The 7,545-nt window shown below is 70.8% G+C and carries 5 protein-coding genes; all 5 read right to left on the bottom strand.

What is annotated here, in order from left to right; genetic code table 11:
- Positions 1-90 precede the first annotated feature (90 nt).
- Entirely contained in the window at positions 91-1,047 is a 957-nt protein-coding gene (locus ABZ281_RS29240; protein WP_356660249.1) for an ABC transporter substrate-binding protein, read from the bottom strand.
- Between the two features lies 1 nt (position 1,048).
- Positions 1,049-2,998 (bottom strand): ABC transporter permease subunit, encoded by a 1,950-nt coding sequence (locus tag ABZ281_RS29235; protein WP_356660247.1) that lies wholly within the window; start codon positions 2,996-2,998, stop codon positions 1,049-1,051.
- A complete protein-coding gene (locus ABZ281_RS29230) occupies positions 2,998-4,068 on the bottom strand; it encodes a glycine betaine/L-proline ABC transporter ATP-binding protein (RefSeq protein ID WP_356660245.1) in 1,071 nt (356 codons plus the stop codon). The genes ABZ281_RS29235 and ABZ281_RS29230 overlap by 1 nt, the downstream gene beginning before the upstream one ends.
- Positions 4,069-4,100: 32 nt before the next feature.
- Positions 4,101-5,633, bottom strand: a complete 1,533-nt coding sequence (locus ABZ281_RS29225) for a GMC oxidoreductase (protein ID WP_356660243.1) — start codon at positions 5,631-5,633, stop codon at positions 4,101-4,103.
- Between the two features lie 111 nt (positions 5,634-5,744).
- Positions 5,745-7,265: an aldehyde dehydrogenase family protein gene (locus ABZ281_RS29220; protein ID WP_356660241.1), complete on the bottom strand. Its 1,521-nt coding sequence runs from the start codon at positions 7,263-7,265 to the stop codon at positions 5,745-5,747.
- Positions 7,266-7,545 lie beyond the last annotated feature (280 nt).

The following is a 7,545-nucleotide window of genomic DNA, read 5'->3' as shown; positions in this document are numbered from 1 at the left end:
GGGGCCACCCGGATCACCTTCGGGCCGGGACTCCAGCGACGGGCCGCCCGGGCCCTGCCGGAGATCGCCGGCCGGCTGGCGTAGGGGACGTCAGGACAGCCACTTCTTCCACGTGGACTTGTGGCTGTCCACCCACTTCTTCGCCGCGTCCTCCGGCGTCATCTTCTTGTCGGCGATCATCAGGGAGACCTCGTTCTGGTCCTCGGTCGTCCACTTGAACTTCTTCAGGAAGGCCGCCGCCTCGCCGCCGTTCTCCGCGAAGTCCGCGTTGAGGTACTTCTGCAGCGGCGTGTGCGGATAGGCGCACGCGACCTTCTCCGGGTCGGCGTCACAGCCCTCCTTGTACGGCGGCAGTTTCACCTCGGTCATCGGGACCTTCTCGAAGAGCCACTGCGGCGTGTACCAGTAGGTGAGGAAGGGCTTCTTCTCCTTGGCGAACTGTTTCATCTGCGTGATCTGCGCGGCCTCGGACCCGGCGAACACCACCTTGTAGTCCAGCTTCAGGTTCTTCACCAGCGCCTTGTCGTTGGTGACGTAGGACGGCGAACCGTCCATCAGCTGGCCCTTGCTGCCGCTCTCCGGGGTGCGGAACTGATCGGCGTACTTGTTGAGGTTCTTCCAGTTCGTGGCGTCCGGGTGCTGCTTGGCGAAGTACGTCGGGACGTACCAGCCGATGTGGCCGGTGACGCCGAGGTCTCCGCCGGGCGCGATCGTCTTCTTGTCCTTGACGTACCGCTGTTCCTGCTCGGGGTGGCCCCAGTCCTCCAGGAGCGCGTCGACGCGGCCCTGGCTCAGGGCGTCCCAGGCGGGCACCTCGTCGACCTGGACGGTGTCGACGCGGTAGCCGAGTTCGTGCTCCAGGAGGTACTGGGCGACGGCCACGTTGGACTGCGCTCCCACCCAGGACTGCACGGACAGGGTCACGGTCTTGGCGCCCTGCGCGTTGGCGAAGGGCGACGCCTGCTTGGTCATGTCGGCGGCGCCGCAGCCGGTGAGCAGCGCCAGGGAGCTCACCGCGGCGATCGCGGCAGTGGTACGGACTCGCATGTCACGCTCCCTTCTTCACGCGGCGTTCGGTGGGCTGCGTCACCCGGTCGAGCATCAGGCCGAGGCAGACGATCGCCCCGCCGGCCACCAGACCGGTCGCCAGGTCGCCCTGGGCGAGGCCGAAGACGACGTCGTAGCCGAGGGCTCCGCCGCCGACCAGGCCGCCGATGACGACGACGGCGAGGACCAGGACGAGGCCCTGGTTGACGGCGAGCAGCAGCGCCGGGCGGGCCAGCGGGAGCTGCACCTGCTTCAGCTGCTGCCAGCTGGTCGCACCGAGCGAACTGGAGGACTCCAGCGCGGCCGGGTCGACCTGGCGCAGGCCCTGGGTGGTGATCCGGACGACGGCCGGCAGCGCGTAGACGATCGCGGCGGCGACGGCCGGGGCGCGGCCGACGCCGAACAGCGCGACGACCGGGATCAGGTACACGAACTGCGGCATCGTCTGGAACACGTCGAGGACCGGGCGCAGCGCCCGCTCCAGACGGTCGCTGCGGGCCGCGGCGATCCCCACGGCGAAGCCGACGACCAGAGTGACGGCGACGGCCGCCAGGACCTGGGAAAGGGTGTCCAGGGACGGCTTCCAGACGCCGAGGACGCCGATCGCGGCCATGGCGAGGACGGCGGTGAGCGCGGTGCGCCAGGTGCCGATCACCCAGGCCAGGGCGGCGACGATCAGCAGCACCCCCCACCAGGGCAGCGCCTGCAGGCTGTCGCGCATCGGGTCGAGGACCCAGGTGGTGAAGTGGCCGGCCCACTCTGCGGTGCCGCCGATGACGGGGACGCCGGAGTACAGGTGCGCGGTCATCCAGTCGACGACGCGGTTGACGGGCTCGGCGATGGCGACGACCCAGGTGTCGGGCCAGTCGAGCCGGCCCGCGAGCCGCCCGGCGACCGCCACGGCGACGACACCGGCGAGGGCGAGGAGCCAGCCGCGTCCGCTGTGGGGCTCGGGTTCGGCGCCGAGCTTCTCCCCGGCCGCGCCGGTGACGCGGTCCAGGACGACGGCCAGCAGCACGATCGGGATACCGGCGGCGAGCGCGGCGCCGACGTCGACGGAGGCCAGCGCCTGGTAGACGCGGTCACCGAGACCGCCGGCGCCGATGACGGCCGCGATGACGGCCATGGACAGCGCCATCATGATCGTCTGGTTGAGACCCAGGAGGAGTTCCTTGCGGGCCAGTGGGATCCGGGCCGTCAGCAGGCGCTGGCGTGCCGTGGAGCCGAGCGACTCGACGGCCTCCAGCACCTCCTTGTCGGCGCCGCGGAGCCCGAGCGAGGTGAGGCGGGCCATGGGCGGGGCGGCGTAGATGACGGTGGCCAGAACTGCCGCCGGGACGCCGATGCCGAAGACCAGCACGACCGGCAGGAGATAGGCGAAGGCGGGCAGCACCTGCATGGTGTCCAGGACCGGCCGCAGCACGCGGTCCATCCGGTCGGACAGCCCGGCGGCGAGCCCGAGCAGCATGCCCACGACGACCGACGCGAGGACCGCGACGACCATCAGGGCGAGCGTCTGCATGGTCGGCACCCACATGCCGAGCAGCCCGCAGGCGAGGAACGCGGCGCCGGTGCCGAGGGCCAGCTTCACACCCGCCACGCGCCAGGCGACCAACGCGCCCAGGGCCGTGACGCCCGCCCAGCCGACGGCCAGGAAGGTGAGGTAGACGGCCCGTACGGCGATGACGACGACGTTGCTGACGTGGCCGAAGAAGTACAGGAACAGCGGGTGGCTGTCACGGTTGGCGATGATCCAGTCGCTGGCCTTGGCGAGCGGCTCGGAGAAGTCGACGGTCAGCGCGCTCGGCCAGGCGCCGCTCGCCCAGCGGGCGTTGGCCAACGGCACGAGGATCGCGGCGGCGAGGGCGAGCAGCAGCAGCTTGTGCACGGCCCGGTGCTTGAGGAGACCGGGCAGGCCGATCCTGGGCGGGTTCGCGGTGATGGTCGCCATCAGACCGCCTCCTTGGGCTGCTCCGTCCCGGGCGGAGCGGGCTGCTCCGTCCCGGCGACGACGCCGAGGAGCGTGTCGGAGTCGACCACTCCCACGCATCGGCCCTGGTCCACGACCCGGGCCGGAGCGTGGGCGCGGGCGACCGCCTCGATCGCCTCGGAGACCGTCGCGTCGGGCCGCACGGCCGGTCCGCTGCCGTCATGGTCGGCCGGCGGGCGGCGCATGGCCGTACGGACGGTCATGACCTGCTCGCGCGGGACGTCACGGACGAACTCGCGGACGTAGTCGTCGGCGGGCGAGCCCACGATCTCCTCGGGCGTGCCGAGCTGGACGACCCGGCCGTCGCGCATCAGGGCGATGCGGTCGCCCAGCTTGAGGGCCTCCTGGAGGTCGTGGGTGATGAAGACCATCGTCCGGCCCTCCTCGTGGTGGAGCCGGATCACCTCCTCCTGCATCTCGCGCCGGATGAGGGGGTCGAGCGCGCTGAACGGCTCGTCGAAGAGGAGGACTTCGGGGTCGACGGCGAGCGCACGGGCGAGGCCCACGCGCTGCCGCTGGCCGCCGGAGAGCTGACTGGGGCGGCGGTGCTCCATGCCTTCCAGGCCGACCTTCGCGACGACCTCGGCGGCCCGCTCGCGCCGCTCGGCCTTGCCCATGCCCTGGATCTCCAGGCCGTAGGCGACGTTGTCGACGACGGTGCGGTGCGGCAGCAGGCCGAAGTGCTGGAAGACCATCGCGGCGCGGTGGCGGCGCAGTTCACGCAGCCGGGAGCGGTCCATGGCGCGGACGTCCTCGCCGTCGATGGCGATGGTGCCGGCCGTGGGCTCGATGAGCCGGGTCAGACAGCGCACCAGCGTGGACTTGCCGGAGCCGGACAGGCCCATGACCACGAAGACCTCGCCCTTGCGCACGTCGAAGCTGACGTCGCGGACGGCGGCCGTGCAGCCGGTGCGGGAGCGCAGCTCGGCGGGGTCGAGGGCGGTGAGCTCGGGGTCGCCGGGAACGCGGTCGGCCTTGGGGCCGAACACCTTCCACAGGCCCTCCACCGAGAAGACGGGGGTGGTGTCCATGGTCTGCTCCGTGGGGGGTTCGAGGATCGCGGTCACTGGGAACCACCACCGATCAGCTCGGCGGCCTTCTCACCGACCATGAGCACTCCGATCATCGGGTTGACGGTGGTCATCGTGGGGAACACGGAGGCGTCCGCGATGCGGATGCCCTCCAGGCCGCGGATGCGCAGCTCGGGGTCGACGACGGCCCGCCGGTCGTCGGTTGCGCCCATCCGGCAGGTGCCGGCGGGGTGGTAGACGGTGTGCGCGACCTTGCGCGCGTACTCGCTGAGCTCCTCGTCACCGGTGACGTCCGGGCCGGGGGCCACCTCGCGCTTGAGCCAGCCGGCCAGGGGCTCGGTCTTGGCTATCTCGCGGGCGATCCTGATGCCGTCGACGAGGGTCTTGCCGTCGTAGTCGTCCTCGTCGGTGAAGTAACGGAAGTCCAGGGCGGGCTTGACCTCGGGGTCGGCGCTGGTCAGATAGAGCCGGCCCCGGCTCTTCGGCTTGGGAATGTTCGGGGTCATCGAGACGCCGAACTCCGGCCGCTGGTAGCCCAGTCGCTCCGGGTTGTCCGTGAACGGGATCTGGTAGAAGTGGAACATCAGGTCGGGGTGCGGCTGTTCGGGGTCGCGGCGCACGAACAGGCCCGCGTCGGAGTCCATCGCGGAGTTCTCCGGGATGGGTCCGTTCGTCTCCCAGACGATGACCGACTCGGGGTGGTCGAGCAGGTTCTCGCCGACGCCCGGCAGGTCGTGCGTGACGGGGATACCGAGCTTCTCCAGGTCGGCCTTGGGACCGATGCCGGAGTGCATCAGCAGCCGGGGCGAGTCGACGGCGCCGGCACACAGCAGGACCTCGCCCCGGGCCTTGACGAGGATCTCCTCGCCGTCCTTGGTGCGCACGTGCACGCCTTCGGCCCGGTTGCCGTCCAGCTGGAGCTTGTACGCCCAGGTCTCCAGCAGGATCGTCAGATTGGGCCGCTCGTCCATCACCGGGTGGAGGTAGGCCACCGACGCCGAGGACCGCTTGTTGTTCTCGGGGTGGTAGGCGAGGTCGAAGAAGCCGACGCCCTCGGTGAACGGCTTCTTGTTGAAGCCCTCCACGCGCGGCACGCCCAGCGCCTCCTGGGCCGCGTCGACGAAGTCGCGGGCGATGGCGTTCCGGTCCTTCTCGTCGACCGGGACGATGTTGTTGTTGAGCCGGGCGAAGTACGCCTCCATCTGCACCGCGCCCCAGCCCTTGGCGCCCGCGGCCTCCCACTCGTCCCAGTCCGCCGGCAGCGGCTTGAAGGCGATCAGGGTGTTGTGCGAGGAACAGCCGCCCAGGACGCGGGCCCGGCTGTGCCGGATATGCGAGTTTCCGCGTGGCTGTTCGGTGGTGGGGTAGTCGTAGTCGAGCTCACCGCCGAGCAGGCCCATCCAGCGGCGCAGGGTCAGCACGTCGTCACGGCCGACGTCACTGGGTCCGCCCTCGATGAGGGCGACGGTGACGTCCGGGTTCTCGGTCAGGCGGGAGGCGATCACGGAACCTGCGGTTCCGCCACCTATCACGACATAGTCGTACTCGTGGCTGGTGTGGGACATGGCGTACTTGCTCCAGTGGGGATGAAGTGAACGGGCTCGGGGGTCGGGGACGTCAGCCCGGGATGTGGGGGTCAGCCCGGGTCGGGGGTCGCCGGCCCGGCGGGGACGGGGTCAGCCCGCGAACCAGCGCACCGGCTTGGGAGCGAGGTTCTGGTAGACGTGCTTGGTCTCCCGGTACTCGGCGAGTCCGGCGGGGCCGAGTTCGCGGCCCACTCCGCTCTTGCCGAAACCGCCCCACTCCGCCTGCGGCAGGTAGGGGTGGAAGTCGTTGATCCAGATGGTGCCGTGGCGCAGCCGGCCGGCCACGCGGCGGGCGCGGCCCGCGTCGGCGGTCCAGACGCCGCCCGCGAGTCCGTACTCGGTGTCGTTGGCGAGGGCGACGGCCTCGTCCTCGGTCCGGAAGGTCTCGACGGTGAGGACCGGCCCGAAGACCTCCTCCCGGATGACGCGCATCTCGCGGTGGCAGTGGTCGAGGACGGTCGGCTCGTAGAAGTAGCCGTTCTCCGGGCGCTGCGCGGACGGCTCGGGGCGCTTGCCGCCGGAGCGCAGCACCGCGCCCTCCTTGAGGGCGGACTCGACGTACATCTCGACCTTGGCGCGCTGCTGCTCGGAGACGAGCGGGCCGCACTCGACGCCGTCCTCGGTGCCGCGGCCGAGGCGGATCTTCTCGGCGCGCCGGGCGAGTTCGGTGACGAAGCGGTCGCGGACCGACTCCTCGATGATGAGGCGGGCGCCGGCCGAGCAGACCTGGCCGCTGTGGATGAAGGCGGCGTTGAGGGCTTGATCGACGGCGGTGTCGAAGCCCTCCTCGGTGGCGCAGGCGTCGGCGAAGACGACGTTGGGGTTCTTGCCGCCGAGTTCGAGGGCGACCTTCTTGACGGTCGGGGCGGCGGCCTCGGCGACCTTGGTGCCGCTGACCAGGCCGCCGGTGAAGGAGACCAGGTCGACGTCGGGGTGCTCGGACAGGCGGGCGCCGACCGAATGCCCGGGACCCGTGACGATGTTGGCGACGCCCGCGGGGAGTCCGGCCTCGACGAGCAGGTCGATGACCGCGATCGTCGTCATCGGAGTGATCTCGCTCGGCTTGATGACGAAGGTGTTGCCGGCGGCGAGGGCGGGGGCGATCTTCCAGCTGGCCTGGAGCAGCGGGTAGTTCCAGGGCGTGATCATCGCGCAGACGCCGATCGGCTCGTGCACGACGACGCTGTGGATGTCGGTCGAGCCCGCGTCCACGACCCGGCCGGGTGCCTCGCCGGCGACCAGGTCGGCGAAGTAGCGGAAGGCGTCGGCGACACAGTCGATGTCGACGCGGCCCTCCTCTACGGTCTTGCCCGCGTCCTGGGCCTCCAGCCGGCCGAGCTTCTCGCGGTCCCGCACGAGGAGATCGGCGACGCGGCGCAGCAGCGCGGCCCGCTCGGTGACGGGGGTGTGCGGCCACGGCCCCTCGTCGAAGGCGCGCCGGGCGGCGGCGATCGCCAGATCGGTGTCCTTATCGTCACCCTCCGCGACCACGGCGAAGGGCAGGGCGTCCGCGGGGTCGAGGATCTCGCGAGTGGCCCCGGAGGTGGCCGCTCGCCACTCTCCTCCCGCATGGATGGTTTCACGCGCCTGAAGTTCGGTACTTTCCGCCATGATCGCTCTTCGCCTTCCGTTCCTGATCAGCGCCTCTGTGTCACATGCGTGTCACCAAGAGACCGAGTTCGCCTGCCCTACTCCCCCGGATGCATGCGCATCCGTGGCCGAAAGTGCGCTGTGTCACGGGAGATGCGGACAAACAGGAACGAAAGGTGCGGACTTTCGGCGCGTCGGCGCCGGCTCCCGGAAAGGCCGCGGGCCCCGCACCGGAGAACCGGATGCAACATACGGAGAATCGGTGCGGGGCCCGCGCGCGAAACCCTGAGGGGCCCCGGTC

Origin of the sequence: Streptomyces sp. NPDC006265, from assembly GCF_040613555.1 — a bacterium.
GTDB lineage: Bacteria > Actinomycetota > Actinomycetes > Streptomycetales > Streptomycetaceae > Streptomyces.
This window is presented reverse-complemented; position numbering and strand designations above follow the sequence as displayed.

Coding starts and splice junctions, on each gene's coding strand:
- ABZ281_RS29230 (WP_356660245.1), bottom strand. CDS start 4,068: ATGGACACCACCCCCGTCTTCTCGGTGGAGGGCCTGTGGAAGGTGTTC.
- ABZ281_RS29225 (WP_356660243.1), bottom strand. CDS start 5,633: ATGTCCCACACCAGCCACGAGTACGACTATGTCGTGATAGGTGGCGGA.
- ABZ281_RS29220 (WP_356660241.1), bottom strand. CDS start 7,265: ATGGCGGAAAGTACCGAACTTCAGGCGCGTGAAACCATCCATGCGGGA.
- ABZ281_RS29240 (WP_356660249.1), bottom strand. CDS start 1,047: ATGCGAGTCCGTACCACTGCCGCGATCGCCGCGGTGAGCTCCCTGGCG.
- ABZ281_RS29235 (WP_356660247.1), bottom strand. CDS start 2,998: ATGGCGACCATCACCGCGAACCCGCCCAGGATCGGCCTGCCCGGTCTC.